Source organism: Streptomyces sp. NBC_00727, from assembly GCF_045161745.1.
Classification (GTDB): Bacteria; Actinomycetota; Actinomycetes; order Streptomycetales; family Streptomycetaceae; genus Streptomyces.
On record NZ_CP108981.1, the window covers coordinates 243,946 to 269,691 of the forward strand.

Sequence of the window (25,746 nt, forward strand, 5' to 3'; positions counted from 1 at the left end):
GGCGCTCGATCGATCACCACTCCGCGCTGATCGATTTTGCTCGGGTTGGAGCAATTTCGATCGATTCAGACAGGAGTGGCGGGCCGCCCGGACCGGGCGGCCCGCAGGACTCGACGGTCTCCGTACCGCCCTATCCGGCGTCCGCCTCCATGGCCCGTACCAGGCCGGCGGGCCGCATATCCGTCCACTCCGCCTCGATCGTGTCGAGACATTCCTGTCGCGAACCCTCCGGGCCGCCGACGCTCCACCCGCTCGGAACCTCGATGTGCGCGGGCCACAACGAGTACTGCCCCTCGCTGTTCACCAGCGTCACGAACCGCCCCGACTCGTCATCGAAAGGATTGGTCACGACCGTCCCCCACTTGTTTTCCCACATGCCACCGCATGTTCTTCAGATAGATATATGCGGGCCCATCGCACGGATTCACCGCACCCCCACCACCGAACCGCCCCACCCCTTCCGCGCGACCGCTGCCACACGGACGGAGATACGTTACGCCTCGGGATACCGACGTGACGCCGATGGCCGACCGGTCTTCCGGCTTCGCCCGTTCACGTCAATCACCATAGATGACCTCCGACAGCCGAAGAGACGAATTCGGCCCATTACTTATGGAGGCGCACGGCCGCGACGTGCGCGAAGGTCGGCCCGGGACATATGCCAACGCCGCTGCCCCGGAAATATCCAGCCACCCGATGTCCCGATTGTGCATGTTTCGCTGAATACGACCCGCGCAAATCCGGATAAGCACCGGCGTACGCCCCCTCATCGCCGGGCACGCACCGATCGGGCCGCGCTCCCGTGCGCCGGGTGCGCGCCCCACACCCAAGCAATGGCCTCCTTTGTCACGCAGCGTGAAATCCGACGCGTGGGGGCCGCCCACCCGGCGGGAACGGCTCCTTTCGCATGCGGTACGAATGCCGTGTGACCGAAGAGAAGCCGCCCGCGACCGTTCGCGTGTTCATCGCCCTCGCCCCACCCGACACGGCGAAGGACGAGCTGACCCGGGAGCTGCGCCCGGTGTACGACACGCATCCGCAGGTGCGGTGGAACCGCGTGGAGGACTGGCACATCACCCTTGCGTTCCTGGGCGAGCTCCCGGTGGAGACGGTTCCGCTGCTGCGTCCGCCGCTCGCCGCTCTCGCCGCGTCCCACCCCGCTCCCCGCCTGGCGTTGCACGGCAGCGGCACGTTCGACGATCGCGTGGCGTGGAGCGGGATCGCCGGGGACCTCGACGGACTGCATCTGCTCGCCGCCGGCGTACGGACCGCGGTGGAGGACTGCGGTATCGCCCTGGAGAGCCGGCCGCTGCACCCCCATCTGACCCTCGCCCGGGTCCGCCGCGGCGACCACACGTCGGCCGGGGAGATCGCGGCGCGCCTCACGCGTTTCCGTGGCCGGCCGTGGCCCGCCGAGCGCCTTCACCTGGTCGGCAGCAACGCGGGGCGCAGCCCCGGGCAGATCCGCTACCGCGACATCGAGGCGTGGCCGCTCGCCACGGAAACCCGGGACGAGCCCTAGCTCTCGTCCCCCGAGCCCGGTTCCGCCATCCTGCGGTGGGCCTCGGTCTTGCCGGTGTCGGGGAGCACCTTGCCGGCCAGTTCCTGGAGCTTCGTCTTCACCGAGCCGGCGACGACCTTGTCCTTGCCCGCGAAGAGCGCGTCCAGGCCCTGCCGGGCCACGTCCCCGGGATCGTCCTTGGGCTGCCGGCCGATCTTCGTGTCGTCCATGTCGGCGCGGTGGAAGAAGTCCGTCTCGGTGGGTCCGGGCATCAGGGCGGTGACCGAGACCCCGGTGTCCTTGAGTTCGTTCTGCACCGCCTGCGCGAAGGACTGCAGGAAGGACTTGGACGCGTTGTGCACGGCCTGGAAGGAGCCGGGCATCGTGGAGGCGATGGACGAGGTGATGAGCATGTAGCCGGCGTCCAGCGAGGCCATGTCGCGCAGCAGGCGTTTGGCCAGGTGCACGGTGGCCCGCACGTTGAGGTCGATGATCTCCAGTTCGTCGGCCAGGTCGGTGTCGAGGAACGCGCCGCCCCGCCCGACGCCCGCGTTCAGTGCCGCCACGGCCACCGGCCGCCGGGTCGCGGCGACCGCCGCGCAGAAGCGCTCAGCCTCCTCGTAACGGCGCAGGTCCGCCTGGACGGTCTCGACCTCGGCGCCGGCCTCGCGCAGTTGCTGCGCCGCCGTGTGCAGGCGGTCGTGGTCCTCGGCGTCGATGACGAGATCGAAGCCGCGCTCGGCCAGTTGCCGTGCCAGTTCGAAGCCGATTCCGCTCGACGCACCGGTGATCACGGCCAGGGGTTTGATGGGAGCCATGCGGTGCTGTGTACCCGTTGCTCCGGTTTTCTCACGGGCGCGGAGGACGCGGTTACGCCAGCCTGCGCAGCGTGGGGCGTGGCTCCGTGTGTTGGTGGGGTTCGGGGGTACCCCTGTGGAACGGTGAGCTGACTTCGGCTCGCACCACACAGGCGGACACCGGACAACCGGAGAGGGATTTCACTGATGGGACACGGCGGAAATGTGATCGCGGAGCTCACCACGGACCACCGCGAGGTCGACGAACTGTTCGCGAAGATCGAGGCCCAGCCGGTCGGCGACGAGCAGCGCAGGAAGCTGGCCGACGAGCTGACGATCGAGCTGGTCCGTCATTCCGTGGCGGAGGAGATGCACCTGTACCCGGCGGTGCGGCGGTACGTGGACGACGGCGACGACATGGCCGACAAGGAGCTGGAGGACCACGCGAAGGTGGAGCAGCACCTCAAGGACCTGGAGGGGCGGCCGGCGGACGACCCGCAGTTCGACCACCTGGTGGCGAAGCTGAAGCTGGAGGTCAGCGAGCACGTCCGCGACGAGGAGAACCGGCTGTTCCCCCTGCTCGCGGCGGCCGTCTCCCCCGAGACCCTGGACGAGCTGGGCGAGAAGATCCGTACGGCGAAGAAGACCGCCCCGACCCGTCCGCACCCCTCCGCCCCGGACACCCCGCCCGGCAACAAGGTCCTTGGCCCCGGTGCCGGGCTGGTCGACCGGGCCCGCGACCTGCTGACGGGCCGCGGCAAGGGCTGAGCGGTCTTCGGCGCCCGGTTGCTCAGCAGGCGCGGGCCGGGCCGAGGCGCAGGCGGTCGAGCAGGTCCGCGTGGTGCAGGCGGGCTATCGGCTCCAGCAGATCGGGGTGGCGCAGCAGCGCGGTGGCCGCCAGGTCGTGCGCGTTCGGTTCGGTCAGGCGGCGGAACTCGGCGGGGCCGGCCGCGGTGTGCTCGCTGTGTTCGAGCGCCTGCACCGCGTCCCGCGCCGCGTCGGGTGCGGTGAGCAGGTGGGCCGCCCAGCTGGCGACGACCTCGTCCACCCAGCTGCGCCAGGTCGTGTCCTGCGGGCCGGCCGCCATGTGTGCGTGGGCGCCGGTGACCGCGTCGAGACGGGCCGATCCGCCGGGGCCGGTCAGGAGCACCAGCGCGGCGTCCACGTCCGTGGGGTAGCGCAGCCAGGCGGCGACGGTGACGGCCTGGCGGGCCTGCGCCTCGGCCAGGGCGGCGGTGAGCGGGCCTCCGCCGGCGGGGAACGCGCGCGTCAGCCACTGGGTGGTGGCGGCGATGAGCGGGGAAAGGTCTGCGGGCATCGGGGCGTCCCCTCGGGAGCTGGATCGCCGTGCAGACTACTGCGCCGTCCCGCGCGCCCCGTATGACGCAGGGCACGTTCCGGCCGTGGTGTGCGTCATGGGCCCGCACCCGCCGAAGTCAGGACCAGGAAGCAGCGGGCCCGTCGGCCCGGAACGATTGGGAGAGCACACCATGACCCACCCCCGCCCCCTTCCGGGGCTGGACGAGTCCTTCTGGATGGACACCACCGAGGCGCCGGACCACCCACGACTGGCCTCGGACACGGATGCGGACGTCGTCGTGATCGGCGGCGGCATCGCGGGCCTCAGCACGGCGTGGGAGCTCAGCCGGACGGGGCGGAACGTCGTGGTGCTGGAGGCGGACCGCATCGCCTCCGGGGTCACCGGCTACACCACGGCCAAGGTCTCCGCGCTGCAGTCCCTGGTGTACGACCGGCTGCGGAGGACCAGGGGCACGGACGCCACCCGGCTGTACGCGGCGTCGCAGCAGGACGCGGTGGACCGGGTGGCCGACATCGTCGAGGAGCTGCGGATCGCGTGCGACCTGGAGCGGGTGAGCGCGTACAGCTATGCGGCCGTGCCGGCGTCCCGCCCGTTGATCGAGGCGGAGGCGCGCGCCGCCGCCGAGGCGGGTCTCGATGTCGCGTACGTCTCCGGGACAGAGCTGCCGTTCGAGGTCGCCGGTGCGGTCCGGGCCGAGGGGCAGGCCCAGTTCCATCCGCGCAAGTACCTGCTGGCGCTGGCGGAGGACCTGGTGGCGCGCGGTGGCCGCATCTTCGAACGCAGCCGGGTCACCGGTCTCTCGGAGGGCACACCGTGCCGGGTGACCAGCGAGTCGGGGCAAACCGTGACGGCCCGGGACGTGGTCGTGGCCACGCACTACCCGGTCTTCGACCGCGCGATGCTGTTCGCCCGGCTGTCGCCCCGGCGGGAGCTGGTCGTCGCGGCGCCCATCGCGGCGGACCGTGCGCCGAAGGGCATGTACATCACCGAGGACGAGGGGAAGCGCTCGGTGCGCTCCACCCCGCTCGACGAGGAGCGGCGCCTGCTGATCGTGACCGGGGAGAGTTTCACGCCGGGCACCGGGGATCCCGCGGAGGGGTTCCGGCGGCTGGACGACTGGATGCACCAGCGGTTCGCGGTGGGTCCGACGGCGTACCGGTGGGCGGCGCAGGACAACGATCCCAGCGATACGGTGCCGCTCATCGGGCCCTTCCACATCGGGGCCCGGCACACCTATGTGGCGACCGGTTTCGGCGGCTGGGGCATGACCGGTGGGGTGCTCGCCGGCCGTCTGCTGACCTCGCTCATCTCCGAGGGGACCCCGGCGCTGCCGTGGGCGGAGCTGTACGACCCCCGGCGGCTGGGGAGCGCGGTGCGCGAGGCGGGGTCGCTGCTGGGCGCTCAGGCGGAGGTGGCGAAGCACTTCGTCGGCGACCGGCTGGGCGTGAGCCACCTGGACTCGGTGAGCCAGGTTCCGCCGGGCCAGGGGGCGGTGGTCCGGGTGAGGGGCCGTCGCTGCGCGGTGTACCGGGAGCAGGACGGCACTGTGCGTGCGGTGTCGGCGCGGTGTACGCATCTGGGGTGCCTGGTGGCGTTCAACGAGGCGGAGACGGCGTGGGAGTGCCCGTGCCACGGTTCGCGGTTCGCCGTCGACGGCACGGTGCTCCAGGGGCCGGCGGTCCGGCCGCTGGAGGTGCTGGACCCGGGCGAGGGGTGACGCCCGCGGGAAGCGCTACCGCCGGGCCATGTACAGGTGGAACGCCTTGTGCAGGATCTTGTTGAGGGGGTAGTCCCACTCGCCGACGTACTCCGCGGCCTGCCCGCCGGTGCCGACCTTGAAGCGGAGCAGGCCGAGCAGGTGGTTGCTCTCGTCGAGCGTGTCGGTGGTGCCCCGGAAGTCGTAGACGTGCGCGCCCCGGGCGTGGGCGTCGCGGATCATCTGCCACTGGATGGCGTTGTTGGGCTGGACCTCGCGCCTGCGGCTGGTGGAGGCACCGTACGAGTACCAGACGTGGCCGCCGACGGTGAGCATGGTGGCCGCGGCCAGCACCTCCCCGTCGTGCGCCGCGAGGTAGAGCCGCATCCGGTCGGGGTGTTCGGCGGTGAGCGCCTTCCACATGCGCTGGAAGTACGCCAGGGGGCGGGGGATGAATTGGTCGCGCTCGGCGGTCTCGGTGTAGAGGGCGTAGAAGGTGTCGAGGTCGGCGTAGTCGCCCTGGACGACCTTGACGCCGGCCTTGTCCGCCTTCTTGATGTTGCGGCGCCACAGCTGGTTGAAGCCGCTGAGGATCTCGTCCGGTGAGCGGTCCGCGAGAGGGAGCTGGAAGACGTAACGCGGCTGGCCGGCGGCGAATCCCTCTTCGCTGTCGCCGCCGGACTGCTGCCAGCCCATCGTCCGCAGCCGGTCCATCAGCGCGAAGGCGCGGGGGTCCTGCTCCGTCGGCTCGACCTCGCCGAGCCGGTGCGCGTCAGGGTCGGCGACGGCTTCCTTCACGGTGGCCGCGTCCCAGCGGCGGGCCACGACGGGCGGGCCCATCTTCACGCTGAACGCGCCCTGGCCCTTGAGGTGTTCGAGGAGCGGAGTGAGCCACCGGCCGAGGTCGTCGTCGTACCAGTCGATGACCGGGCCCTCGGGCAGGTAGGCGAGGGAGCGCTTCAGCTTGGGCAGCGGCCGGTGGAGGACCAGGGCGGTTCCGGTGATGCGGCCGGTCTCGTCGAACCAGCCGAGGCTCTCGGCCCGCCAGTCGGGTTTCACCTCGCCCCAGGACGGGACCTGCATGTGGCTCGCCGACGGCAGGCTCTCGACGAACGCCGTGTGCTCGTCCCGGCTGATCGTCCTCAGGCGGAGGTCCATCGGTCTGCTCCTCGTCCACGGGTCGTGATCCTCTGGCAGCGTAAGGGCGCTCGTCGCCGCCCACGACGCGAGCGGGCCACGGTGTTCGGGCGAGGTACTGCCGCGTCAGCGCCGGGGCAGCAGTGACGCCGGTATCAGGCCGAGCGCGGCGAGGGCCGCCACCGCCGGCAGCGCCTGGCCCATGACGGGCCCCGAAACGGCGAGGGGTGATTGCGCCGGTGCGGTGAGAGGCATCAGCCCGGCGGCCACGGCGATGCCGAGCGTCGGGCCCACGTTCACGGCGGTCTGCTTGAGGCCCCCGACCACCCCCGCGTATCCGGGCGGCGCGTCCCCGACGACCGTGCCGGTGGCGGTGACCATGACGGCGGTGAAGCCCGCGCCCAGTACGGCGAAGACCGTGCTGGTCTCGGCCCAGGAGGCCGCCGGGGACAGCCGGGAGAGGCCGAGGACGGCGACGACGACGCATATCTGGCCCGTGATCGCGGTGCGGCGCGGCCCGTAGCGGGCGAGGGCGGCCGAGGCCGCCGGCGCTCCGGCGATCATGAGCAGGGTCAGGGGCAGGCACCGCAGCCCGCAGGCGAGTGGGTCGAGGCCGAGCCCTTGCTGCAGGAAGAAGGTGACGACGAACAGCGCGCCGAACAACCCGCCGGAGGTGGTGAGCAGCAACGCCATCGAGGCCTTCACGGGCACCGAGCGCGTCACCGCCGGGGGCACGACCGGCTGGGCGCTGCGGCGTTCGTACGCGATGAGCGCCGCCCCGAGCAGCAGGCTCAGCAGCAGCCCGAGCCCGGTCCGGGCACCGGTCCACCCCTCGTCCGGGATGCCGGCCAGGGTGTGGACGAGGACGGCGAGCGCGGCGGCCAGCAGGGCACCGGCGGCGAGGTCGAACCGGCGGAACGCGGCGCGCGGCACGTCGGGGACGCGTACGGCGAGGGTGAGGGCGGCGATGGCGAGGGCGGCCGGGATGTTGATCAGGAACACGGCGCGCCACCCCCAGTGCGTGACGAGCAGTCCCCCCAGCACCGGGCCCGCCGCGGCGGGCACCCCGATCGCGCTGGTACGCAGGGCGACGGCCGCGCCGAGCCGGTCGGCCGGGTACACCAGTCTGAGCAGGGCGAGTGTCGCCGGTTGCAGGAGCGCGCCGAACACGCCCTGGGCGGCGCGCAGAGCGATGACCCAGCCGATGCCCTGGGCGAGCCCGATGCCCGCCGACGCGGCGCCGAAGCCGAGCGCGCCGACGCACAGCAGCCGCCGGTGCCCGTACCGGTCCCCCAGCCGCCCGGCGACGACGAGGAGGGCGGCGACCGCGAGCAGGTAGCCGGTGCTCGTCCACTGGACCTGGGTGACGCCCGCCCCGAGATCGCGTCGCAGATCCGGCTGTGCGACGAGCAGCACCGTGCCGTCCAGGGCGACGATCATCGCGCCCGCCACGGAGGCCGCAAGGGCGGCGCGGGGCCGCACAGCGGTGGTCGTCACGGGTGCACCCGCCCGAGGTGGGCGTCGAGCACCGCCGTGACCAGCGGGTCCGGCTCGTCGGTGCGCTCGGGCAGCGTGGTGTGCAGGGCCAGAGGGAGGGCGCCGCTCGCCCGGAGTACGGCGATGCCGTGCAGGTTGGTCCACAGGGCCGCCGCGGTCACGGCCGGCGGCGGGGCGGACTCGTACGAGGGGCCTGCGCCCCGTGCCCTGTGGTGGGCCCGGTCCCTGGCGACGAGCTCTACGAGCTGCGCGAACAGGGGGAGCGTCGAGTCGCGCAGACGTGGCGGGGCCGGCGCCCCGAGGCCCGCGCCCGGCTCCGCGTCACCCGCATGGGCCTCACTGTCGAGCAGGTCGTGGCGGAACATCAGCTCGAACATGCCGCCGTGCTCCCCCGCGTACTCCAGGAACGCGTCGGCGAGGGCCCGCAGCCGGGCGCGCGGGGTCTGCGCGCCGGCCGTCGCCGCCGTCAGCCGGGCCGAGAGGCCGGCGAAGCCCCGCCGGGCGATGGCGGAGAGCAGGGACTGGTGCGTCGGGAAATAGCGGCGCGGGGCCCCGTGGGACACCCCGGCGCGCCGGGCGATCTCGCGGAGGCCGAGCGAGCCCGAGCCCTCGGTCATGACGAGGTCGACGCCTGCGTCGATCAGGCGCTCCCGCAAGGAGTTCGAGTGATCCATAGACAGTGTCTACCAGGAGACAGTAGACACTGTCTACCGAGTCGGTCTCCACGGCACCGCGCGGCACACGCCCCAATGCCCTCGCCCAAGATGCGGGGCCGGTGAGAGTGAGCAGACTGGGTGCCATGGCAGATCAGCGGCGCTCCCAGGCCGGAACCACGAAAACGGCGACCACTCGTCGCGCCCCGTCCGCACGGGGCCCCGAGCACGCGGCCCGCGCTGCCTGCAAGAGCCTGGAGGGTCTCATCGACCACCACGCGGAGGGCGTGTCGGCGGTCCGGCGCACCGACGACGGCTGGTGCGTCGTCGTGGACGTTCTCGAAGTGCCCCGGATCCCGGACACCACGAGCCTCCTCGCCTCCTACGAGGTGCAGCTGGACCGGTCCGGTGAGCTCCTGGAATACCGCAGGGTCCGCCGGTACCGCCGGGGCGCCGCCGACGAGTGAGCGGCGCCCACTCCCCTGCCGGAAGGACATTCCATGACCGCGACCACCTACTCCGACGAAGTCGTCGCCTGCCCGCCGCGCGCCGGCACCCTGTACGACGTCCTGGAGCTGATCCTCGACCGGGGCATGGTGATCGATGTGTTCATCAGGGTCTCCCTGGTCGGCATCGAGATCCTCAAGATAGACGCGCGCATCGTCGTGGCGAGCGTGGATACGTATCTGCGGTTCGCCGAGGCGTGCAACCGGCTCGACCTGGAGCGGGACTCCGGCAGCACCACGGTTCCGGAACTGATCGGCGGCGGTGCCGCCAAGTCGATCGGCAAGCGGAAGGTGCGCAGGGCGGCGGAGTCGGTGGGCGACACCGTACGCAAGGCGGTCGGCGGTGACGACGAGGAGCCGGAGGAGCGGCCGAAGAAGCGGCGCGCCCCGGCACGCAGCAGCGAGAGCCGGCGCCGCCGCGTGGAGGCCTGAGCCGTGACGGCCGAGGGTGTATACGTCTACGCGATCACCCGGGCTGGCACCGCCCTCCCTGAGGGGCAGGGCGGTGTGGGCAGCCCGCCCGCCCGTCTGCGGTCCGTCCGGCAGGGCCGGCTGGCGGCCGTGGTCAGCGACGCTCCCCCGGATCTCCGGGCGCGCCGCCGCGATCTGCTCGCCCACCAGGACCTGCTGATGCGCCTCATGGACGAGGGCCCCGTGCTGCCGATGCGGTTCGGAATGGTCGCGCCCGGCGAGGACGTCGTGCTGCGGCAGCTGGCCACCGGCGAGACCGGGCACGCGGCGGCCCTGAAGCGGCTCGCGGGCTGCCACGAGATCAACCTCAAGGCGCTGGCGGCCGAGGACGCGCTCGCCGATGTAGTCGCCGAGGAAGGCACCGTGCGCAAGCTGCGGGATGCCGCGCGCCGGCGTCCGGGTTACGAGGCCAGTCTGCGGCTGGGCGAGGCGGTGGCCGCCGCCCTCGCGCGCCGGGCCTCCGACGCCGGGCGGCGGGTCCTGCGGGAGCTGACGCCGAGGGCGCGGGCGGTGGCGGCGGGCCCGGAGGTCCAGGGGTGCGCCCTCAACGTGTCGTTCCTGGTCGAGCGCGATGCCGGTGACGCGTTCCTGGCCGAGGCGCACCGGTTCGCGAGCGACAACCGCAGCCATGTGGAGCTCCGGCTCGCCGGGCCCCTGCCGTGCTACAGCTTCGTCGCCGCCGAGGCCCGCCCGGTGCCCGTTGGCGGTGGCTGAGATGGGCCTGATCACGGGCCTGCTCACCCTGCCCGTCGCACCCGTCCGGGGGGTGGTCTGGGTGGCGGAGAAGCTCCAGGACGCCGCCGAGCGCGAGCTGCACGACCCTCACGTGCTGCGCACGCAACTGGCCGTAATCAACCAGGAGTTGGAGGCGGGAGACATCACGATCGAGGAATTCGAACGGGAAGAGGAGCGACTGCTCGACCGGCTGCACGCCGTTCGGGCGGACCGAGTGGCAAGCGATCGAAGGTGACGTGCTCATGGATGACGAGGCCAAGGTAGCGCTCGCAGCCGCGGTGGTCGGCGGCTACGTGCTGGGCAGGACCAAGAAGGGCCGGATGGCCCTGACCGTCGCGACGTACCTGGCGGGCAGGCGGTTCGGGCTCGAACCCCGCCAGCTCGCCACCGAGGGGATGCGCCGCCTCGGCGGGGTCCCTCAGGTCGCAGAGCTCCAGGAGCAGCTGCGGGGTGAGGTCATGGACGCGGGCCGCAAGGCCGTGACGGCGGCGGCCAACCGCGGCATGGCGTCGCTGGCCGACGCGATCGGCGACCGCACCGCCCGTCTCGTCGAGGGTCCGCGCGACGACGACACGTACGAGGACGAGGACTCCGACTACGAGGACGAGGACGGCGAGGACGGCGAGGACGAAGAGGAGCCTCAGGGCGAAGACGCCCAGTACGAGGACGAGGAGGAGCCCTGGGACGAGGACGAAGACGAAGACGAGGAAGAGGACGAAGAGGAGGACGAGGACGAAGAGGAACCGGGGCCCGAACCGGAACCGGAACCGGAACCGGAGTCCCCACCCAGTCGGCGGTCGGGCGGAAGGGGCGGGGCCGGCAAGGCACCGGCCAAGAAGTCCGCCAAGAAGGCGGCGAAGAAGACCGCCCCCGCCAAGAAGGCCGCTCCGGCGAAGAAGACCGCCCCCGCCAAGAAGACCGCCGCGAAGAAGACGGCGGCCAAGAAGTCCGCGCCCGCGAAGAAGACGGCCCGGGCCAAGAAGACGGCGCCCGCGAAGAAGGGCGCGGCCAAGAAGACCGCTCCGGCGAAGAAGACCGCCTCCAAGAAGACGTCGTCCTCGTCCAAGCGGACCGCTTCCAAGCGGACGGCTTCCAAGCGCACCGATCGTCGGAGGTAGCGAGTCATGGCCAGGACAGATCAGGACGAGCGCGACGACGCGCCGGACGAGTCCGGGACGCAGGAGCCGGGCGGCCTCGACAGACTCCGCGAGGAACTGTCGGGCTTCCTCAGCGCCAAGATGGAGGACCTCGCGGGCAAGGCGAGCGGCAAGCTGACGGACGTCGCACAGCAGCTCACCGACTCCGCGGAGAACGGCGGTTCCCTGCCGGCCGTGGCCTCCCGCGTACTCCAGGGCGAGTCCCCGCTGAAGTCGTTCGTCTCCGAGAAGGCCAAGGGCGTGAAGGACAACGTCACGGAGAAGGCCAAGGAGGCGTTCGGTGGCGGCAAGGGCAAGAGCAAGTCGAGCGGGGGCGGCAAGTCGATGAACATCGTCGAGGTGCTCGACGTCGGGGTGCCCCTGCGTACCGCGTACGACTACTGGACCCAGTACGACCGATTCAGCAGCTTCGCCAAGGGCGTCCAGGACGTGTCGACGGAGGACGAGGCCACGAGCGACTGGAAGGTCAAGATCGGTCCGTCCTCGCGGAGCTTCAAGGCGACCGTCCAGGAGCAGGTCCCCGACGAACGCATCGTCTGGACGTCGGAGGGCTCCAAGGGCACCACGCGAGGCGCCGTCAGCTTCCATGAGCTGACACCGAACCTGACCCGCATCGTGCTGGTCGTCGAGTACTACCCGTCCGGGTTCTTTGAGAAGACGGGCAACCTCTGGCGCGCCCAGGGACGCCGCATCCGCCTCGACTTCAAGCACTTCCAGCGGTACGTCACGCTCACCGACGAGGAGCCCGACGGCTGGCGCGGCGAGATCCGCGACGGCGAGGTCGTCGTCTCCCACGAGGACGCCGTGGCCGAGGAGGAGGAGTCCGAGGGCGACGAGGAGGAGCCGGAGGACGACGAGGACGCGGGTTACGAGGGGGACGAAGAGGACGAGGACGCGGGTTACGAGGGAGACGAAGAGGACGAGGGGGACGAAGAGGACGCGGACGACGAGGAACCGGAGGAAGAAGAGGAAGAAGAGGAAGAACCCGAGGAGGACGACGAGGACGAGGAAGAAGAGGAAGAACCCGCTCCCACCGGGCGGCGCAGGCGGAGGTCCCGGCGTGACTGATCTCGACTTCCGGCAGGACGCGTACGCGCCGTCCGGTCCGCACACCACCAACCTCGCCGACATCCTCGAACGCGTCCTGGACAAGGGCATCGTCATCGCCGGTGACATCAAGATCGACCTGCTGGACATCGAGCTGCTCACCATCCGGCTGCGCCTCTTCGTCGCCTCCGTCGACACGGCGAAGAAGGCCGGCATCGACTGGTGGGAGACCGATCCCGCGCTCAGTTCGCACGCGGCGCGCAACGCCCTGCAGGACGAGAACCGGGAGTTGCGCGCCCGTCTGGAAGCTTTGGAGTCGCGGTCGTCCGACGCGCAGGAGCAGCAGGAGTCCGAAACGAAGCCGTCGTCCCGGAGATGACCCGAGGAGAACCGAGTACATGACCGAGGACATCCCCGCACCCGCCGACGGCGCCGAGGCCGTCTACGTCTATGCGGTGTGCCGCGCCGACGAACCGCCGGACCTCACCGGCCCGGCGGGTCTCACATGCGAGAGTCCGCTGCGCGCGCTGGCCGTGGGCCCGGCGCTCGCGGCGGTGGTGCAGACGGTGAGGGCGGCGGACTTCACCGACGAGGCGTGGCAGGCCCGGCTCGCCGACGAACCGGAGCTCGAACGGTACGCCCGGGCGCATCACGAGGTCGTGTGCGCGGTGGCCGCCCGCCGGCCGACGGTGCCCCTGCCACTGGCCACGCTGTACCACGACGAGCAGCGGGCCCGGGCCGCGCTGGGGCGGGAGTCGCAGCGGTTCCGCGCCGCGCTGGAGCGTACGGCGAACCACTCCGAGTGGGGCGTGAAGGTGTACGTGACCGACGCACCGGCCCGGCAGTCCGCCGAGGCCACCTCGCAGGGTCCCGCTGCCGGGGTTGGCCGGGCCTACCTGGACCGGAAGCGGAGTCTGCGGGACCGGCGCGAACGGCACCGGACGGACGCGCTGCGGGTCGCCGACGCCGTGGACGCGGACGTCGGCGCCCTGGCCACCGCCTCGCGCAGGCTGCCGCCGCACCGGGCGGGCGTCCCGGACGAGCGGGGCACGCAGGTGCTCAACGCCACCTATCTGGTGGCCGAGGAGCGCGCCGCGGAGCTGGCGCGGCTGGCGCAGAACCTGCGGAAACGGACCGGCGCGCAGGTCGAGCTTTCGGGGCCGTGGGTTCCGTACTCCTTCGTCGGCGAGGTGTAGGGGTGGAGCGCGCCGTCGTGCCGTGGGAGGAGCCCGAGCCGCTGAGCGGGCCCATCGGGGTGCCGCTGGTCGATCTGCTGGACCGGGTACTGGCAACCGGGGTCGTGATCAGCGGGGACCTGGTGATCGCGATCGCCGACGTGCCTCTCGTGCGGCTGTCGCTGCACGCGCTGCTGTCATCGGTCAGCGAGCGTGTGCCCGCGCCCTGGGCGGACGGGGGGCCGTTGTGACGGACGCGCGGGTGGATCTGGACAGCGACAAGGTGGGCAAGGACCTCGTCACGCTGGTGCTCACCGTGGTGGAGCTTCTCCGCCAGCTGATGGAACGGCAGGCCATCCGGCGCATCGACGAGGGGGATCTCACGGACGAGCAGACCGAGGAGATCGGTACGACGCTGATGCTCCTGGAGCAGCGGATGACGGAGCTCTGCGAGCAGCACGGCGTACGGCCCGAGGACCTGAACCTGGACCTCGGGCCGCTCGGAACGCTGCTGCCCCGCGACTGAGCAACGGGGATGTGCCGCCGGCGGGCGGCCACCCGAATGGCGGGTGCGCGGGAGCCGGAGGAGAGTGGAGAGGGGGCGGAACGCGACGGAACGGTTTCCGCCCGCCCAGCCCCCTCCCCGACAAGCTTCCGTGTGAGGAACTCATGGCGACCAACGAAAGCGTCAGCGGCACCCGGCTCGAAGGCGGCGCGACGGGCGGCACGCGAGGGACGACGACCATCGCGGACAACGTGGTCTCGACGATCGCCGGCATCGCGGTACGCGAGACCGACGGCGTCTACTCCGTGGGCAAGGGCGCGTCGCGAGCACTCGGTGCCGTCAAGGACAGGGTCTCCCGCTCCAGCGACCCGGGGCGGGGAGTCAAGGTGGAGGTCGGCGAGAAGCAGACCGCCATCGACCTCGATATCGTCGTCGAGTACGGCGCCACCATCGTGGAGACCGCACGCAACATCCGTACGAACGTCACGGACGCCGTCCAGACGATGACCGGCCTCGAAGTGGTCGAGATCAACATCAATGTCACGGACGTCCACGTGCCGGGTTCGGACGACGACGAGGACGAGGACGAGACGTCCGGCAACTCGCGCGTCCGCTGAACTCCTGGGGCGGGTCTCAGTTTTCGGTGAGGATGCCTTCGCGGAGCTTGCCGAGTATGCGGGCGATCAGCCGCGAGACGTGCATCTGGGACAGGCCGAGACGCTCACCTATCTGGGACTGCGTCATCTCCTCCCCGAAGCGCATCTGCACGATGGCGCGTTCGCGTTCGTCCAGCGTCTCCAGCAGGGGCGCCAGGGCGTGCAGGTTCTCGACCAGTTCGATCCCGGGGTCGCACTCGCCGGTGATGTCCGCGTGGGTGCGGCTCACCCCGCTGGGGCTGTCGGACTCCGCACCGTCGAGGGGTACGTCGAGCGAGTGCGCGGTGTAGCCGTTGGAGGCGACCAGGCCCTCGATGACGTCTTCCTCGCTGATGCCGAGGCGTTCGGCCAGTTCGGCGACCGTGGCCTCCCGGCCGAGCGTGGTGGCCAGTTCCTCCTTGGCCTTGGCGAGGGTGACCCGCAGTTCCTGGAGCCGCCTCGGCACGTGGACGGACCAGGTGGTGTCCCGGAAGAAGCGTTTGATCTCACCGACGATGTAGGGAATCGCGAATGAGGTGAACTCGACTTCCCGGCTGAGTTCGAAGCGGTCGATGGCTTTGATCAGCCCGATGGTTCCCACCTGGATGATGTCTTCCATCTGGCCGTTGCCGCGGTTGCGGTAGCGGGCGGCCGCGAAGTGCACCAGGGTGAGATTCATTTCGATGAGCGTGTTGCGGGCGTACTGGTACTCCGCCGTGCCTTCTTCGAGGGTCTGCAACCGGTCGAAGAACAGTTTGCTGAGCGCCCGCGCGTCCTTGGGCGCGACCTTCAGCGGATCGGCGATCTCCGGGAGTGCCGCCGGCACACCTGTTGCGGTCTCGGCGACCTGCACAGACTCGGTTATCGGCATCGCGATCATTCCCCTTCCGTCGGACAGCGACTGCTTACGCATGCGCGAAGCTGCGACTACCCGGAGCCATGCGTTCCACACACGCGTGCGACAAAGGTCCTGCCGCTGCCGCGCCTTGACGCGGCAGCGGCAACGGTGGGAAGGGGGTCGCGGTCAGCGCGGAGGGTAGGGCGCGTCGGCCAGCACCCGGGCGAGGTGCGCGGCGTTGACGGCCATCGAGTGGGTGGTGGACCTGACGGCCTCGGGCGTCTCCTCCAGGTCCTGGTAATCGGTCCCGTGCTGGGCCTCGCCGACCCAGTAGCTCACCGCCCCGGGCGCCAGGGTGAAGCCCAGGTCGTTGAGGCCCTGGAAGGCGTCGGCGCTCACCTTGTGGGCGCCGTCCTCGTTGCCGACGACGGCCACCATGGCGACCTTGCCGTAGGTCAACTGCCGTCCCCCGTCGTCGGTTTCGGAGATGTCTGCGTTCAGCCGCTCCAGCACCCGCTGGCAGAGGCTGGACGGGTGCCCGAGCCAGATGGGGGTGGCCAGCAGAAGGATGTCCGCCGCCATCACCTTCTCGCGGAGCCCGGGCCACTCGTCCCCGTCGCCCATGTCCTGGGCGATCCCGGGCCGTACGTCGTGGTCCGCGATCCGCACTGTCTCCCCCCGAACGTTCAGGTCCGAGAGTTCGGCCATGATCTGGTCGGCGAGGAGCTGGCTGCTCGACGGCTTCGGCGACGGGGAGAGGGTGCAGACGAGCGCGAGTGCTCGGGTCATGAGGGCTCCTCCTGGTGTTGCGGTCGTTTTGCGAAGCGCGGCAGCGGCGCTCCTCGGACGCCCGGTCCGGCGCCCTTTCCACTATGGGTGTTGCCTGTGGAGTGCGCCCGGCACAGCGGGGTGCGGAATCGCCTTCCCTCCCTCCCCCGAGAAAGTCGTGAACTCCGCAGGAATACAGGGCGGAGGCCGGGGCATCCGATGCTTCGGAGGTTGATACCCATGGTTCCGATCATTCTGGTTCTTCTGCTTGCACTCATTCTCTTCGGGGCGGGTTTCGCCCTGAAGGCCCTGTGGTGGATAGCCATCGCCGTACTCGTGGTGTGGCTGCTCGGCTTCGTCGTACGCCCGGCGGGTGGCGGTGGAAAGCGTGGCCGCTGGTACCGCTGGTAGTTGATTCACCCGATCCGACAACCCGATCCGACGAAGGAGAGCGTTTTATGAGTGACAACATCTGGGGCTACCAGCCGACCGCCGGCCACACCGCCGGTACCGACCTGATCGGCTTCAAGGTCGAGGCCGCCGACGGAAGCATCGGCAAGGTCGACAAGCACTCGGACGAAGTCGACTCCTCGTACCTCGTGGTGGATACCGGTGTCTGGATTTTCGGCAAGCACGTCCTGCTGCCGGCCGGCACCGTGCGCAGCGTCGACCCGGACGAGCGCAAGATCTTCGTCGGCCTGACCAAGGACCAGATCAAGAACTCTCCCGAGTTCGACAAGGAGAAGCACACGGACGACCCGGGATATCACGAGCAGATCGGCGGCTACTACCACGGCCACCGTCGCCCCTGAAACGCCTGGCGTGAAAGGAGGGCCGACCGGGAATTCCCGGTCGGCCCTCCTTTCCTTTTTTTATTGTGCGTCCTGTCGAACCGGGTCGGCCTATCAGCCGAATGGCGTCCCCGACTGGCGGGCGGGGGCGGCCGGGCGGTTGGCTTTTCCCGTGCGCACACACATCTGCCGGACGGGTGATACCCCATGAACTACTCCCCCACCAGTGACGGCGAGCGGTTGCTGCACGGGTTCATGGCCGAGGTGCACGCCACGGCACCGACCGATATCCCCGCTCTCGTCAACCGGTACGCGGGGCTGCTGGGTCTGCGCCGGATCGAGATCTACATCGTCGACCTTCAGCAGCAGTGCCTCTCCCCACTCTCGGGGGAGGCCCAACTCCAGGTGAACACGTCCCCGGCAGGTTCCGCCTTCCGCTCCCTGGAGTTGCGCATCGAGACGACGGACACCGAGACGCTGGTCGTCTGGCTGCCGCTGGTGGACGGGGCGGAGCGGCTGGGGGTCATCGGCGTCCAGGTCGACGCACTGGACAGGACCACGCTGGAGCGATGCCAGAGCCTGGCATCCGTCCTGGCGATGGCCATCACCTCGAAGCGCGCGTTCAGTGACCGGTTCGTGCAGCGGACCAGGACCGAGACCATGTCGCTGCCCGCCGAGATGGTGCGTGCCCTGCTGCCACCGCGCGCGATCGGTGAGAGCCGCGCGTTGTCCACCGCGGTGCTGGAGCCGGCGTACGAGCTCGGCGGCGATGCCTTCGACCACTCGCTCACGGAGTCGACCCTGCACGCCGTGATCCTCGACGCGATGGGCCACAACCTCGCGTCCGGGATGACCAGTGCCATCGCCATGGCCGGCTGCCGCAGCGCCCGCCGCAAGGGATCGGGGCTGCGGGAACTCGTCAAGACGGTCGACGACGTCCTGGCCGAGTGGCTGCCCGACCAGTTCTGCACCGGCATCGCCCTGCAGCTGGACATGTCCAGCGGAATCCTGAGCTGGATCAACTGCGGCCACCCACCGCCGCTGCTCATCCGGGAGGACCGCGTCCTGGACAACGCGCTCGACCGCCCCAGCGAACCGCCCATGGGTACTCCCGGAGTGATCGGCGAAGCGGAGCGATTGCGCCACGAGGTGCCCTTGCAGCCGGGGGACCGCGTTCTGCTGTACACCGACGGGGTGACCGAGGCCCGGATGGCGGACGGCACCCAGTTCGGTCTGCACCGGTTCACGACCTCGATCATCCGCGCCACCGCTGCCGGAGAACCCACTTCGGAGGCTCTCCGGCAGCTCATCCACTCCATCCGGGACTACCAGCACGACCGGCTGAGCGACGACGCCACGATCATGATGCTGGAGTGGCGCCCCAGCCCGCCGTCAGCCTAGGACCCGGCGGACCGGAGCTCAGAGGCTCGCCCGCGGCACGCTCTCGTTCCAGGTGCGGGAGAAGACCCGGCGGCCGTCCTCGTAGCCGTCGAGGGTGGCGTCCACGTGGAACGCGGTGTCGTCGGAGGTCAGCATGGTGCGGGTCTCCACGCGTACGTCCCAGCCGGGGCGCCGGAACCGCATGGTCCAGGCGGACTCGCCGCCGACCGAGTCGAAGTCGTCCGCGACGGAGGTGTACCTCTCGCAGGCCCGCAGGCCGACCTCGATGCCGTTGTCCTCGAACCGCTGGAGCCCCCGGTCCTTCACGATGTCGAGCGCGGAGTGGTAGTCGACCAGGTTCCTCGTCACCGTCCACGCCTGTTCGGGTTCGGTGAGCTGGGTGACCTCGGGGGGCGCGCACCCCTCCGGCTCGCCGAACGGCACCTGGGGCATCCCGTCGGGCGCCTCGGCCGGCCGGACGGGCAGCGTGAGGCGGCTGCCGCTCTCGTAGACGCTCAGGCAGGCGGGCGCGGCGGCCGGCCAGACCAGCGGCCAGTACGAGGTGGAGAGCGAGAGCCGGATGCGGTGACCCGCCGGAAAGACCTGGGCGACACCGTTGAGGGGAACCCGTACGGGGTACGTCTCGCCGGGCTCCAGGGGTTCGGGCCGGTCTGCGCCGGAGCGGTGGGCGAGGTTGAGCACCCCGTAGGTGACCCGGGTGGCCCGGCCGTCGGGTGCCACGTCGGACAGCCGCACCGCCACCTGCCCGGTCTCCCGGGAGGAGGAGACCAGCAGGTCCACCGAGGGGGCGCCGAGGATCTCGACGCGTTCCTCCAGCGGCTCGGTCTCGAAGACCAGCGAGCCGCCGTCCTCCTCGCGCTGGTCATAGGGCAGATCCGGCGGGGCGTTGTACGAGGCCCACTTGCCGGCGAACTGTCCTACGGACAGGGGTGATTGAACGGTGTGGACGCGTTCCTCCGCCCCGGCCGGCCCCTCGTCGCCGCGGACGATGCGGTGGTCCCGGAGTGGGTGGGGCACCTCCTCTATGTGCGGGGAGGGCCAGCTCGGCTCCCCCACCCACCGGCCGGGCCGCTCCTGGTAGGAGGTGGACGGGGGCACGCTCTCCTGCATCCAGGCGCGGATCATGGGCCCGTCCATGACGCCGTTCTCGACGCCCTTGAGCCAGTGGTCCCACCACCGGACGACCTCCTGGAGGTACCCGATGGCCGGCCCGGGCTCGCCGAGGTGGGGCAGCTTGTGCGACCAGGGCCCGATGAGCCCCTTACGGGGGACGTCGACGCGGCTCAGGAGACGCGTGACGGCGTTGGAGTAGCCGTCGGCCCAGCCGCTGGAGGCGAGTACGGGGCAGCGCAGCGCCCGGTAGTCCTCACTGAGCGAGGCGTGCCGCCAGTAGTCGTCGCGTTCCTGGTGGCTCAGCCATTCGAGGACCCAGGGGCGGGCGGAGTCCAGCCGTTCGTGCCACATGTCCCGCCAGCGGTCGCCGACGGCGGCGGGGTCGGGCGGGCAGGTGGAGTAGGCGAACATGGTGCCCGCCTCGGCCAGGTTGTCGGAGAGCATCGCGCCGCCGACGTAGTGCATGTCGTCCGCGTACCGGTCGTCCGTGAAGGACGCGATGACGATGGCGCCCAGGCTCGGCGGGCGGCGGGCGGCGACCTGGAGTGCGGCGAACCCGCCCCAGGAGATGCCCATCATGCCGGTGCTGCCGTCACACCAGGGCTGTGCCGCGAGCCAGGCGAGGACCTCTTCGGCGTCGCGCTGTTCCCGTTCCAGGTACTCGTCGAGCAGGACGCCCTCGGATTCGCCGGTTCCCCGCAGGTCCACGCGTACGCAGGCGTAGCCGTGGCCCGCGATGTAGGGGTGGTGGATGGCGTCGCGGGTGGAGGTCAGGTCGTTCTTCCGGTACGGGACGGCCTCCAGGATCGCCGGGACCGGTTGGCGGTCGGAGGTCGTGGGGCGCCAGATCCTCGCCGACAGCCGGACCCCGTCCGACATGGTGATGGTGACGGGGTCCTCTTGGCTTACCTCGTACGGCAGCCGGTCGACGTGTCGCATACCTGTGCTCTGTTCCTTCCTCTTCGCGGCCCTGTTCACGACGCCTTGACGTCGCGGCCGCCCGGTTCGGTGTCGTCGAAGCTGAGGCCGAGCGCGGCGACGCACTGGTCGAACTTGCGCCGCAGGCCCTCCTCGTCGTCCGCGCCGGTGAAGATGTGGGCGATCTCGTAGCTGTAGCTGTCCTGCCCGGGCACGCTGGACAGCTTCTGCCCCTCCGACGGGACCATATCTATGCGGACGCCGGGTATGTCCCGCTCGATGGCGGCGATCTCCTCGGGGGTGGGCACCTCGCGTACGGTGCCTTCGCCGAACCAGCGGTAGTACCACTTGGCGGCCATGCGGTACGGGCCGTCGCCGCCGGGCACCACGGGGTCCTCGTCGAGGGCGAGGCGGATCATCCGGTGATGGTTGGGGACGCCGTCGACGTACTGGAAGAGTTCCGCGTGGGACTGGGAGTGCCGCGGGTTGATCTCCAGCAGGCTGACGTCGCCGGTCTTCGGGTCGTAGAAGTACTCGATGCTGAAGGTCGCCGCGTCCATGCCGATCTGCCGGATGGTCCGCTCGCTCACGTCGTGCAGCTGGTGGATCACCGCCGGAGGAAGGGTGCTCGGGTACTGGTGGCGCAGGAAGCAGGACGAGTCGGGGTAGTTGATGGAGTCGAGCACCCCGTAGACGGTCACCTCGCCGTTGTTCGCGTAGCCCTCGACGGCGACCTGGATGCCGGTCATGGCCTCCTCGGCGAGACAGACCTGTCCGCCGACGCCCTCCATCTCCCCGGGCAGATCGAGGAGTCCGAGCACCGCGTCGAAGGGCTTGCCGACCCGGCCGATGCCCTTGCGTATGATCTCGACGGCGGCTCGGAACTCGTCCATGTCCTTGACGCCGTAGGCGAGTTCCGAGGAGTAGGCGAGGGCGGGCTTGAGCCACATGGGGAAGCTCACGCCCTCGGGCGGCTGCGGGTCGTCACTGTCGAGGTCGACCCGGCCGAAGTGGGGCAGGGCGTCGACGGCCTTCCGCTGCTCCAGCCGGCTCCAGTACTTGTGCTCGCACTTCACGACGGACTCGAGGCTGGTGGTGCGGGTGCCGTACTCGCGGCCGAGCATCGGGACGAGGGTGCTCACGGGGAAGTCCCAGTAGCCTACGATCGCGTCGATGCTGCCCTCGTGCGCGTCGAGGACCGCGCGCGCCCGGTCCATCAGGTCGTCGACCGACACCTCGCCCCCCTGCAACTCCTCGACGGTCAGCAGGGGGTGGAAGCGGTAGGCGTCCGCGTCGGGGACGGCGTTCAGGGTCGGCAGGTTCGCCTCGTCGAGGCCGATGACGAAGATGTTCTTGCGCTGTGGGGACACGCGTCGTCCTTTCGTGGGGTCCACAGCGCGTACCCGGCATCGGCCGGATCAATGGCCGCCCGGCCATCCCCTGCCTGCCCGTGCCGCCGCCGTGCCGGCCACGGGTCTGCTCGGGCTCGGTACCGTCGGCAGGGGACACGGACGGCGAGAACCAGGGACGGTCACGCACATGAGCACACCTTCCGAGGCGGGGAACGAGCGGCCCGAACCGGAGCTGAGCGCGGTCGTCGGCGAGCGCCGGCGGCTGATGAACCTCGCCTACCGGATGCTCGGTTCGGTCGCCGAGGCGGAGGACGCCGTACAGGAGACGTACGCCCGCTGGTACGCGATGTCACCGGCGCGGCAGGAGGCCGTCGCGTCGCCCGGCGCGTGGCTGACGACGGTGGCCGGCCGGGTCTGCCTCGATGTGCTGGGCTCGGCGCGGGTCAGGCGGGAGCGTTACGTCGGCGAGTGGATACCGGAGCCGCTGCCCGACCGCTCCGAGTGGGTCGGCGGCCGCACCGACGACGGGCGGGACGAACCGGCGGACCCGGCGGACCAGGTCACCCTGGACGAGTCGGTGAACATGGCCTTCCTGGTCGTACTCGAGTCCATGACACCGGCCGAGCGGGTGACGTTCATCCTGCACGACGTCTTCCGGTACCCCTTCGCGGAGATCGCCGAGATCGTCGGCCGCAGCGCCCCGGCCTGCCGGCAGCTCGCCGCGTCGGCCCGGCGACGCCTGCGGGACGCCCGGGCCGTAACGGGTCCGGCGGCCGGGCAGGCGGTCCTCGTCCGGGAGTTCAAGGAGGCCTGGGAGGCGAAGGACATCGAAGCGCTGATCGGCCTCCTGGACCCCGAGGCGACGATGATCACGGACGGCGGCGGGCTGGCCGGTGCGGCGCTGCGTCCGGTGGAGGGCGGCGAGCGCGTCGCCCAGTACCTCTGCCACTTCGCGGACAAGGTGCCCGGCCTCGTGCTGCTGGAGCGGACGGTGAACGGTAGGCCGGGACTGGTCGCCCAGCACGCCGGGGTCACCGTCACCGTGGCCGCTTTCGGTCTCGCCGGGGACCGCGTCCACCGCATCTGGGCGGTGCGCAACCCGGAGAAGCTGCGGCCGTGGCCCGGGCGCGGCGGCCCTCAGTCGTGGGGCGGGTAGGTCAGCAGGCCGTCGCGGACCCGCGCGTCCTTGTTCAGGGCCGCGGGCCGCGTCGATGTGGGGGACATGATGTCGACGACCTCGGCGCCCGCGACGATCAGTGCGTCGGTGACCAGTCGGCGGTGGCAGCGCCACGGCACGGCCTCGCTGCACATGATCGCCGGCCGCTCGTGCTCGGCGAGTGCCAGCAATTCGTCCAGCCCTTCCCCGAAGGTGTCCGTCGCCATGTAGTCGGCGTAATCACGAAAGGCCTTGACCCGCCAGGCACCGTTCGCGCTCTCCACGCCTTTCGGCGTGTGGCGCCTCCCCCCGAGCTTCGGCAGCCACCGGTACCCGATCTCGGGCGGAAGGGAGTCGATGATGTTCTGCTGATTCCATTGCGGAAGCTTCCGGGAGGACGGATACGAACGCACGTCGGCCAGCAGGGTGACGTCGTTGCGGCGCAGCAGGTCCACCAGTTCGCCGAACTCCCGTGTCGAATGGCCGACCGTGCAGATCCGGTTCACCGCGCCGCCCCCCTCACGCCTTCTTGAGCGCGCTGCCCTTGTGCATGGCGAGGTGACCGGTCTTGTCGCTCTTGATCTCGTACTGCGGCTCCTCCTTGCTGCAGTGCCGGGTGCGCCCCTTGAATTCGACGTCGCTCGTGTGCTTCTCGGTGATGACGCCTTCGACGTGTCCGGCTTCGGAGTTCCATCGCACATGGTCCCCGACGGCGAAATCCTTCATGGTCCGGCTTCCCTTCTCTTCTCGTGCTGAGCGGGTCCGTTTCACCCGCCATGGTCCCATCCGCCGTGGGTACGCTCATTTCGAGCGGGACGCCACCGGGGGCGGGCCGCCGGAAACGCGTCGGCAGGACGTGGAAGCGGGTCGATCATGTGCACCGCCGAGGACTACCCCGTACGGGCGGCTGCCCGCTCCCGTACGCTGGCCGCCCTCGACGAGCGACTGGTCGGGTGCCGTGCCTGCCCCCGCCTCGTGGAGTGGCGGGAGGAGACCGCCCGCGTCAAGCGCCCCGCGTTCCGCGACTGGGAGTACTGGGCACGTCCCGTACCCGGTTTCGGGCCCTCCGACGCCTCCCTGGCGATCACGGGCCTGGCACCCGCCGCGCACGGCGGGAACCGGACGGGCCGGATGTTCACCGGCGACCGGGCCGGCGACCTCCTGTACGCCACGCTGTACGAGCTGGGGCTGGCTTCCCGGTCCACGGTGACGGACCTGGACGACGGCCTGGAGCTGTACGGGGTCAGGGTGACGTCCCCCGTGCACTGCGCGCCGCCCGCCAACCGCCCCACGCCCGGCGAGCGGGACACCTGCCGCCCCTGGCTGGCCCGGGAGCTCCAGCTGCTGCGGCCCACGGTGCGGTCGGTCGTCGTGCTCGGCGGCTTCGGCTGGCAGGCGACCCTGGCGGCCCTGGAGCGGGCCGGGCGGCGAGTACCGCGGCCCAGGCCGGTGTTCGGCCACGGGGTCCGTACGGTGCTGGCTCCGGCCGACGGGGCGGACGACCCGCTGACCGTGTTCGGCTGCTACCACGTCAGCCAGCGCAACGTCTTCACCGGCCGGCTCACTCCGGCGATGCTCCGCGAGGTGCTGGCCGAGGCTGCCGAGACGGCGGGGCTGCCCGTCGTACGCCCGGACCCGGAATGAGCCGGCCGGTGAGGGAAGTCAGGATGTCCGGGGAGTCAGGGTGAACAGCCCGCCGTCCGGGTCGCGCACGGCCCGCGAGGGCCCCTCCTCCGGGCCCGGGCTGCTTCCGCCGGCCGCGAGGGCGACGGCGACGGCGCGCTCCACGTCGTCCACGGCGAAGTTCACCAGCCAGCGCGGGCGCAGATGGGGCTCCGGTGAGGTGTGGGCCGCTCCCCCGCGCAGCGACACGGCCTCGCGCCCGGCCCGCTCGACCAGGATCCGGTCGGGGTGGTGCGCGACGGCGATCTCCGGTTCCGCGGCCCAGCCGAAGACCTGCGCGTAGAACGCCGCCGCCTCGGCCGCGTCCCGGGTCCGCAGGTCGAGCCGGGAGGGGGCGGCGCCCGCCTGCCCGTACACCCAGGCGAGCGTGGGGCCCTGCCAGAAGCCGAAGGTCGCTCCGTCCCGGTCGGCGGCCAGACCCGCGCGCCCGTCCCCCAGCGCGATCGGGCCCACGGCGAGGGTGGCGCCGCGCTCCTTGATGCGGGCCGCCGTCACGTCGGCGTCCCGTACGGCGAAGTACGGCGTCCACACCGAGGCGGGTGCGAGACCCGGCCGCCGGGCCCCGATCCCGGCCACCGGGGAGCCGTCCTGCGAGGCGACGAGGAACTGGCCACCCAGCAGACTGGGGTGGAACTCCCAGCCGAGCACGGCCGTGTAGAAGGCGGTGGCGGCCGGCAGGTCGCCGACCATCAGGTTGACCCAGCACGGAACACCCGGCGCGGGCACCACATGTTCCGCGGCAGACGCAGACATCAGCTCTCCTCCACAGCCACTGTTCCGCACCGCGCCCCGCCCGGCGACGTGAGCCCGGACAGCGGCCCGTGTGCGCGGGTGAGCTTGCGGTGGGCAGGGACGGCCCCTCCCGCCACGGCGCCCAGGGAGGCCGACGGCCG

The 25,746-nt window shown here is 71.0% G+C and carries 32 protein-coding genes; 19 read left to right on the forward strand and 13 right to left on the reverse strand.

The window, feature by feature from the left end:
* Positions 1 to 130: 130 nt before the first annotated feature.
* Positions 131 to 349, reverse strand: a complete 219-nt coding sequence (locus OG242_RS01090; protein ID WP_405896309.1) for an MbtH family protein — start codon at positions 347 to 349, stop codon at positions 131 to 133.
* 558 nt (positions 350 to 907) lie between these two features.
* Here OG242_RS01090 and thpR point away from each other — a divergent pair.
* Positions 908 to 1,522 (forward strand): RNA 2',3'-cyclic phosphodiesterase, encoded by a 615-nt coding sequence (thpR, locus tag OG242_RS01095; protein ID WP_405896310.1) that lies wholly within the window; start codon positions 908 to 910, stop codon positions 1,520 to 1,522.
* Here the strand turns inward: thpR and OG242_RS01100 are convergent.
* Entirely contained in the window at positions 1,519 to 2,319 is an 801-nt protein-coding gene (locus OG242_RS01100; protein WP_405896311.1) for an SDR family NAD(P)-dependent oxidoreductase, read from the reverse strand. The two genes, thpR and OG242_RS01100, sit on opposite strands and share 4 nt — an antisense overlap.
* A gap of 186 nt (positions 2,320 to 2,505) precedes the next feature.
* Here OG242_RS01100 and OG242_RS01105 point away from each other — a divergent pair, with 186 nt between their 5' ends.
* Positions 2,506 to 3,066 (forward strand): hemerythrin domain-containing protein, encoded by a 561-nt coding sequence (locus tag OG242_RS01105; RefSeq protein WP_405896312.1) that lies wholly within the window; start codon positions 2,506 to 2,508, stop codon positions 3,064 to 3,066.
* Positions 3,067 to 3,088: 22 nt separating this feature from the next.
* On the opposite strand, the gene OG242_RS01110 is transcribed toward OG242_RS01105, so the two are convergent.
* Positions 3,089 to 3,616, reverse strand: coding sequence for a hypothetical protein (locus OG242_RS01110; RefSeq protein ID WP_405896313.1), 528 nt, complete (start codon positions 3,614 to 3,616; stop codon positions 3,089 to 3,091).
* A gap of 172 nt (positions 3,617 to 3,788) precedes the next feature.
* Between OG242_RS01110 and OG242_RS01115 the strand changes: the two genes are divergently transcribed.
* Entirely contained in the window at positions 3,789 to 5,336 is a 1,548-nt protein-coding gene (locus tag OG242_RS01115) for an FAD-dependent oxidoreductase (RefSeq protein ID WP_405896314.1), read from the forward strand.
* A 15-nt stretch (positions 5,337 to 5,351) separates the two neighbouring features.
* Here the strand turns inward: OG242_RS01115 and OG242_RS01120 are convergent, their stop codons facing one another.
* The 3 genes from OG242_RS01120 to OG242_RS01130 form a co-directional block, all read right to left on the reverse strand.
* Positions 5,352 to 6,473 carry a lipid II:glycine glycyltransferase FemX gene (locus OG242_RS01120; RefSeq protein ID WP_405896315.1) on the reverse strand — a complete coding sequence of 374 codons (1,122 nt, stop codon included), beginning with the start codon at positions 6,471 to 6,473 and terminating at the stop codon, positions 5,352 to 5,354.
* 105 nt (positions 6,474 to 6,578) lie between these two features.
* Positions 6,579 to 7,949, reverse strand: coding sequence for an MFS transporter (locus OG242_RS01125; protein WP_405896316.1), 1,371 nt, complete (start codon positions 7,947 to 7,949; stop codon positions 6,579 to 6,581).
* Entirely contained in the window at positions 7,946 to 8,623 is a 678-nt protein-coding gene (locus OG242_RS01130; protein ID WP_405896317.1) for a TetR/AcrR family transcriptional regulator, read from the reverse strand. Before OG242_RS01130 ends, OG242_RS01125 begins: the two co-directional genes overlap by 4 nt.
* Before the next feature lie 125 nt (positions 8,624 to 8,748).
* On the opposite strand from OG242_RS01130, the gene OG242_RS01135 reads away from it, so the two are divergent.
* The 11 genes from OG242_RS01135 to OG242_RS01185 all read left to right on the forward strand — a co-directional run bounded on the left by OG242_RS01135 (position 8,749) and on the right by OG242_RS01185 (position 14,815).
* Positions 8,749 to 9,069 carry a gas vesicle protein gene (locus OG242_RS01135; protein ID WP_405896318.1) on the forward strand — a complete coding sequence of 107 codons (321 nt, stop codon included), beginning with the start codon at positions 8,749 to 8,751 and terminating at the stop codon, positions 9,067 to 9,069.
* A 33-nt stretch (positions 9,070 to 9,102) separates the two neighbouring features.
* Positions 9,103 to 9,540: a gas vesicle structural protein GvpA gene (locus tag OG242_RS01140; RefSeq protein ID WP_405896319.1), complete on the forward strand. Its 438-nt coding sequence runs from the start codon at positions 9,103 to 9,105 to the stop codon at positions 9,538 to 9,540.
* 3 nt (positions 9,541 to 9,543) lie between these two features.
* Entirely contained in the window at positions 9,544 to 10,293 is a 750-nt protein-coding gene (locus tag OG242_RS01145) for a GvpL/GvpF family gas vesicle protein (RefSeq protein WP_405896320.1), read from the forward strand.
* A 1-nt stretch (position 10,294) separates the two neighbouring features.
* The gene (locus OG242_RS01150; RefSeq protein ID WP_405901479.1) at positions 10,295 to 10,549 is read left to right on the forward strand and encodes a gas vesicle protein GvpG; all 255 of its coding nucleotides are present in this window, start codon (positions 10,295 to 10,297) and stop codon (positions 10,547 to 10,549) included.
* 7 nt (positions 10,550 to 10,556) lie between these two features.
* Positions 10,557 to 11,432, forward strand: a complete 876-nt coding sequence (locus OG242_RS01155) for a histone protein (RefSeq protein ID WP_405896321.1) — start codon at positions 10,557 to 10,559, stop codon at positions 11,430 to 11,432.
* Between the two features lie 6 nt (positions 11,433 to 11,438).
* Complete coding sequence (locus OG242_RS01160; RefSeq protein WP_405896322.1) at positions 11,439 to 12,539, forward strand: SRPBCC family protein; 1,101 nt, start codon at positions 11,439 to 11,441, stop codon at positions 12,537 to 12,539.
* Positions 12,532 to 12,897 (forward strand): gas vesicle protein, encoded by a 366-nt coding sequence (locus OG242_RS01165; RefSeq protein ID WP_405896323.1) that lies wholly within the window; start codon positions 12,532 to 12,534, stop codon positions 12,895 to 12,897. The genes OG242_RS01160 and OG242_RS01165 overlap by 8 nt, the downstream gene beginning before the upstream one ends.
* A 19-nt stretch (positions 12,898 to 12,916) precedes the next feature.
* Positions 12,917 to 13,714 carry a GvpL/GvpF family gas vesicle protein gene (locus OG242_RS01170; protein ID WP_405896324.1) on the forward strand — a complete coding sequence of 266 codons (798 nt, stop codon included), beginning with the start codon at positions 12,917 to 12,919 and terminating at the stop codon, positions 13,712 to 13,714.
* 2 nt (positions 13,715 to 13,716) lie between these two features.
* Positions 13,717 to 13,944 (forward strand): gas vesicle protein, encoded by a 228-nt coding sequence (locus tag OG242_RS01175; RefSeq protein ID WP_405896325.1) that lies wholly within the window; start codon positions 13,717 to 13,719, stop codon positions 13,942 to 13,944.
* A complete protein-coding gene (locus OG242_RS01180) occupies positions 13,941 to 14,219 on the forward strand; it encodes a gas vesicle protein K (protein ID WP_018524464.1) in 279 nt (92 codons plus the stop codon). Before OG242_RS01175 ends, OG242_RS01180 begins: the two co-directional genes overlap by 4 nt.
* Before the next feature lie 143 nt (positions 14,220 to 14,362).
* Positions 14,363 to 14,815 carry an Asp23/Gls24 family envelope stress response protein gene (locus OG242_RS01185; protein ID WP_405896326.1) on the forward strand — a complete coding sequence of 151 codons (453 nt, stop codon included), beginning with the start codon at positions 14,363 to 14,365 and terminating at the stop codon, positions 14,813 to 14,815.
* Positions 14,816 to 14,831: 16 nt separating this feature from the next.
* Here the strand turns inward: OG242_RS01185 and OG242_RS01190 are convergent, their stop codons facing one another.
* Complete coding sequence (locus OG242_RS01190) at positions 14,832 to 15,713, reverse strand: RNA polymerase sigma factor SigF (RefSeq protein WP_405896327.1); 882 nt, start codon at positions 15,711 to 15,713, stop codon at positions 14,832 to 14,834.
* Between the two features lie 144 nt (positions 15,714 to 15,857).
* Positions 15,858 to 16,460, reverse strand: a complete 603-nt coding sequence (locus tag OG242_RS01195; protein WP_405896328.1) for a flavodoxin family protein — start codon at positions 16,458 to 16,460, stop codon at positions 15,858 to 15,860.
* Positions 16,461 to 16,679: 219 nt separating this feature from the next.
* Between OG242_RS01195 and OG242_RS01200 the strand changes: the two genes are divergently transcribed.
* From OG242_RS01200 to OG242_RS01210, 3 genes are all read left to right on the forward strand, one after another.
* A complete protein-coding gene (locus tag OG242_RS01200; RefSeq protein ID WP_018550762.1) occupies positions 16,680 to 16,850 on the forward strand; it encodes a hypothetical protein in 171 nt (56 codons plus the stop codon).
* Between the two features lie 47 nt (positions 16,851 to 16,897).
* The gene (locus OG242_RS01205; RefSeq protein WP_405896329.1) at positions 16,898 to 17,251 is read left to right on the forward strand and encodes a PRC-barrel domain-containing protein; all 354 of its coding nucleotides are present in this window, start codon (positions 16,898 to 16,900) and stop codon (positions 17,249 to 17,251) included.
* Positions 17,252 to 17,437: 186 nt separating this feature from the next.
* A complete protein-coding gene (locus tag OG242_RS01210; protein ID WP_405896330.1) occupies positions 17,438 to 18,631 on the forward strand; it encodes a PP2C family protein-serine/threonine phosphatase in 1,194 nt (397 codons plus the stop codon).
* 18 nt (positions 18,632 to 18,649) lie between these two features.
* Here OG242_RS01210 and OG242_RS01215 read toward each other — a convergent pair whose 3' ends face one another.
* Together OG242_RS01215 and OG242_RS01220 are read right to left on the reverse strand one after the other, a co-directional pair.
* Complete coding sequence (locus OG242_RS01215) at positions 18,650 to 20,683, reverse strand: CocE/NonD family hydrolase (RefSeq protein WP_405896331.1); 2,034 nt, start codon at positions 20,681 to 20,683, stop codon at positions 18,650 to 18,652.
* Positions 20,684 to 20,718: 35 nt separating this feature from the next.
* The gene (locus tag OG242_RS01220; RefSeq protein WP_405896332.1) at positions 20,719 to 22,032 is read right to left on the reverse strand and encodes an acetyl-CoA carboxylase biotin carboxylase subunit family protein; all 1,314 of its coding nucleotides are present in this window, start codon (positions 22,030 to 22,032) and stop codon (positions 20,719 to 20,721) included.
* 169 nt (positions 22,033 to 22,201) lie between these two features.
* On the opposite strand from OG242_RS01220, the gene sigJ reads away from it, so the two are divergent.
* A complete protein-coding gene (gene sigJ, locus OG242_RS01225) occupies positions 22,202 to 23,170 on the forward strand; it encodes an RNA polymerase sigma factor SigJ (RefSeq protein WP_405896333.1) in 969 nt (322 codons plus the stop codon).
* Here sigJ and OG242_RS01230 read toward each other — a convergent pair.
* Positions 23,152 to 23,676, reverse strand: a complete 525-nt coding sequence (locus OG242_RS01230) for a DUF488 family protein (RefSeq protein ID WP_405896334.1) — start codon at positions 23,674 to 23,676, stop codon at positions 23,152 to 23,154. The genes sigJ and OG242_RS01230 overlap by 19 nt on opposite strands.
* Before the next feature lie 13 nt (positions 23,677 to 23,689).
* Positions 23,690 to 23,896 (reverse strand): DUF2945 domain-containing protein, encoded by a 207-nt coding sequence (locus tag OG242_RS01235; protein WP_405896335.1) that lies wholly within the window; start codon positions 23,894 to 23,896, stop codon positions 23,690 to 23,692.
* Between the two features lie 147 nt (positions 23,897 to 24,043).
* Here OG242_RS01235 and OG242_RS01240 point away from each other — a divergent pair, with 147 nt between their 5' ends.
* Positions 24,044 to 24,814 carry a uracil-DNA glycosylase gene (locus tag OG242_RS01240; RefSeq protein ID WP_405896336.1) on the forward strand — a complete coding sequence of 257 codons (771 nt, stop codon included), beginning with the start codon at positions 24,044 to 24,046 and terminating at the stop codon, positions 24,812 to 24,814.
* Positions 24,815 to 24,832: 18 nt separating this feature from the next.
* Here OG242_RS01240 and OG242_RS01245 read toward each other — a convergent pair whose 3' ends face one another.
* Positions 24,833 to 25,606 carry a VOC family protein gene (locus tag OG242_RS01245; protein WP_405896337.1) on the reverse strand — a complete coding sequence of 258 codons (774 nt, stop codon included), beginning with the start codon at positions 25,604 to 25,606 and terminating at the stop codon, positions 24,833 to 24,835.
* Between the last annotated feature and the right edge of the window lie 140 nt (positions 25,607 to 25,746).

Bases quoted from the DNA above. Each gene is read 5' to 3' on its own strand.
- thpR (WP_405896310.1), top strand. From the start codon at position 908: ATGCGGTACGAATGCCGTGTGACCGAAGAGAAGCCGCCCGCGACCGTT.
- OG242_RS01100 (WP_405896311.1), bottom strand. From the start codon at position 2,319: ATGGCTCCCATCAAACCCCTGGCCGTGATCACCGGTGCGTCGAGCGGA.
- OG242_RS01105 (WP_405896312.1), top strand. From the start codon at position 2,506: ATGGGACACGGCGGAAATGTGATCGCGGAGCTCACCACGGACCACCGC.
- OG242_RS01110 (WP_405896313.1), bottom strand. From the start codon at position 3,616: ATGCCCGCAGACCTTTCCCCGCTCATCGCCGCCACCACCCAGTGGCTG.
- OG242_RS01115 (WP_405896314.1), top strand. From the start codon at position 3,789: ATGACCCACCCCCGCCCCCTTCCGGGGCTGGACGAGTCCTTCTGGATG.
- OG242_RS01120 (WP_405896315.1), bottom strand. From the start codon at position 6,473: ATGGACCTCCGCCTGAGGACGATCAGCCGGGACGAGCACACGGCGTTC.
- OG242_RS01130 (WP_405896317.1), bottom strand. From the start codon at position 8,623: ATGGATCACTCGAACTCCTTGCGGGAGCGCCTGATCGACGCAGGCGTC.
- OG242_RS01135 (WP_405896318.1), top strand. From the start codon at position 8,749: ATGGCAGATCAGCGGCGCTCCCAGGCCGGAACCACGAAAACGGCGACC.
- OG242_RS01140 (WP_405896319.1), top strand. From the start codon at position 9,103: ATGACCGCGACCACCTACTCCGACGAAGTCGTCGCCTGCCCGCCGCGC.
- OG242_RS01150 (WP_405901479.1), top strand. From the start codon at position 10,295: ATGGGCCTGATCACGGGCCTGCTCACCCTGCCCGTCGCACCCGTCCGG.
- OG242_RS01155 (WP_405896321.1), top strand. From the start codon at position 10,557: ATGGATGACGAGGCCAAGGTAGCGCTCGCAGCCGCGGTGGTCGGCGGC.
- OG242_RS01160 (WP_405896322.1), top strand. From the start codon at position 11,439: ATGGCCAGGACAGATCAGGACGAGCGCGACGACGCGCCGGACGAGTCC.
- OG242_RS01170 (WP_405896324.1), top strand. From the start codon at position 12,917: ATGACCGAGGACATCCCCGCACCCGCCGACGGCGCCGAGGCCGTCTAC.
- OG242_RS01185 (WP_405896326.1), top strand. From the start codon at position 14,363: ATGGCGACCAACGAAAGCGTCAGCGGCACCCGGCTCGAAGGCGGCGCG.
- OG242_RS01190 (WP_405896327.1), bottom strand. From the start codon at position 15,713: ATGATCGCGATGCCGATAACCGAGTCTGTGCAGGTCGCCGAGACCGCA.
- OG242_RS01195 (WP_405896328.1), bottom strand. From the start codon at position 16,460: ATGACCCGAGCACTCGCGCTCGTCTGCACCCTCTCCCCGTCGCCGAAG.
- OG242_RS01200 (WP_018550762.1), top strand. From the start codon at position 16,680: ATGGTTCCGATCATTCTGGTTCTTCTGCTTGCACTCATTCTCTTCGGG.
- OG242_RS01205 (WP_405896329.1), top strand. From the start codon at position 16,898: ATGAGTGACAACATCTGGGGCTACCAGCCGACCGCCGGCCACACCGCC.
- OG242_RS01210 (WP_405896330.1), top strand. From the start codon at position 17,438: ATGAACTACTCCCCCACCAGTGACGGCGAGCGGTTGCTGCACGGGTTC.
- OG242_RS01215 (WP_405896331.1), bottom strand. From the start codon at position 20,683: ATGCGACACGTCGACCGGCTGCCGTACGAGGTAAGCCAAGAGGACCCC.
- sigJ (WP_405896333.1), top strand. From the start codon at position 22,202: ATGAGCACACCTTCCGAGGCGGGGAACGAGCGGCCCGAACCGGAGCTG.
- OG242_RS01235 (WP_405896335.1), bottom strand. From the start codon at position 23,896: ATGAAGGATTTCGCCGTCGGGGACCATGTGCGATGGAACTCCGAAGCC.
- OG242_RS01240 (WP_405896336.1), top strand. From the start codon at position 24,044: ATGTGCACCGCCGAGGACTACCCCGTACGGGCGGCTGCCCGCTCCCGT.
- OG242_RS01245 (WP_405896337.1), bottom strand. From the start codon at position 25,606: ATGTCTGCGTCTGCCGCGGAACATGTGGTGCCCGCGCCGGGTGTTCCG.